We start from the raw sequence: 626 nt of genomic DNA, 5'->3' as shown, positions 1-626 counted from the left end.
CGGCGAGTACGCAGATCCAGGCCGCGATCGTGAGGGCCAGTATTCGTTCGAACAGACCTTCCTGGGAGCCCGGTGCGTAGGGGCCTTGCGAGGCGGTGGCGATCAGCAGTGTCGGGCCGAGAATGCGGGCGCCGAGCATCACTGGTCGAAGACGTCGCCATCGAGGGAGTTCCCGCATGCGTCGCCACAGGGGGAATGGCACAACCGCGAGCATGGCGATGAGCATGCCTGAGGCGATGGCGTCGTTGAGCCCCCCGGCGCTGTAAAGATGCTCGTGGACGGTGCAGGAGCTGTCGGCGAGGCGGCAGGGGAGCCGGGGATAGATGACCAGATAGGCCATGGATCCGGCGGCGAGCATCCAGGGGGCGTAACCGGCTGTCTTGTCGGCGGCGGCCAGCGCGGGCCGCAGCCCGAACAGCGCAAAGGCGAGCGTGCCCAGAGCGGCCAGTAGCTGGCAGGTGATGAGGAACCCTGCGTGTGGTGCGGTGAGCGCGGTCTCGTCACTGATCGAGTCACGGAAGGTGCTGTAGTGGGGGCCTTGCCAGGTGCCTGCAAGTACCCAGCCGGCGGTGAAGACGAGCTGCGCTGCCGGGCCCAGCATACCCCAGGCGCGCCAGGCCGCGCCC

1 protein-coding gene is annotated in these 626 nt (G+C 68.2%); it reads right to left on the bottom strand.

Translation table 11 applies throughout. The features are described from left to right. Positions 1 to 626, bottom strand: a 626-nt coding sequence (locus tag G6R25_RS24450) for a DUF998 domain-containing protein (RefSeq protein WP_163554701.1), incomplete at both ends; no start/stop codon positions are given.

The organism is Candidatus Frankia alpina, assembly GCF_902806485.1.
GTDB lineage: Bacteria > Actinomycetota > Actinomycetes > Frankiales > Frankiaceae > Frankia > Frankia alpina.
The sequence above is the reverse complement of the archived record's forward strand: the minus strand, read 5'-3'. Positions and strand labels throughout refer to the sequence as shown.